Raw genomic sequence first — 1,111 nt, forward strand, 5'->3', positions numbered from 1 at the left:
CCATATCTCTTTTAAGTTCGATTTCTACACGCCATAAATGTTCAGACATAACTTCAGCATCTGCATTATCTTTACGTTCTTGCTTTTTATTATAAATTCTAATAAATCTATTACTATCTCTCACGCCAAAATATTTTGTTTCTGGCTTACCATTACGACCATAAAAAATAGTTTTCTTAACTGCTTTATCAGACATTGCATAGTAGTCACTCAAATCATCTTCAAAATCAAAGGCTAAATCTAATCTTGTAAAACCGTCATCTTCCATGTAGCTTATTATATTTTGTTTTAACCAAATCATTTCATCTCGTGTAAGTTTGTTTGGATTAAATTCAATACGCATATTACGTCTATCCCAACTATCTGCTTTCACTTTGTCATATTCAATATAAACTTTTTCTTGAAGTGCTTTAGCTTTAAACTTTGTTTGAAGAATATCCCAAAGTCTTATTTGGGGCTCTACACTCATAAATTTAGAAAGGGCTTGAGCGTTGTCTCGGTTGAGATTTCCAACGATCGTCATTGCATCAAAACTTAATTTTGGATCAGATATGCACACAGTATGTGCGTCCAACCGGCTATTAGAGTAGCCGGTTTTAGAAAAATTTAAGTTTTCGTTTTCTAAGCTTTGTTTTGCCTGAATTTCTTCTGCTTTTTTAATCATAAAAAAACAACTCCTTAATTTAATTTAAGAAGTCGCTCACCCGAATATATATCTTGAAGAATAAACTAATATCGTTTAATATCTAGATATACAAAAATTAATAAAACATAACTCTTTATATTTTATTTAGGTAAGTCGCATTCACAAACTTTGGCGAGGGAGTGAGCGACTTCTTTTTATTTTGTTATTAATATAACACTATCAAAAGACTTGGTCTAATCAGATCAGGTCTTTTTTTATTTAAGCATTTGTATTATCTGGTAAACAGTTAAAACTACTAAAACACCAAGTACATACTTACTTGCTATAAAATTCTCAAAAGCTTCTCTAAATTTCATTTCTTCAACTCCTTTTATTGCTTTATTCCAATTGCTTTATTGACGTTGAGCCTCGGAACCCTTAACAATCCCAAAACTTGTCGAATGGTCGGCTTAATAGCTCACGCTA

At 31.4% G+C, this 1,111-nt stretch carries 1 protein-coding gene; it reads right to left on the reverse strand.

Annotated elements, in window-relative coordinates:
* A partial coding sequence (locus DVJ99_RS12875) for a replication initiation factor domain-containing protein (RefSeq protein WP_114604547.1) occupies positions 1-664 on the reverse strand: 664 nt, incomplete at its 3' end.
* Between the last annotated feature and the right edge of the window lie 447 nt (positions 665-1,111).

This window comes from Staphylococcus sp. EZ-P03 (assembly GCF_003344575.1).
Lineage (GTDB): Bacteria > Bacillota > Bacilli > Staphylococcales > Staphylococcaceae > Staphylococcus > Staphylococcus simulans_B.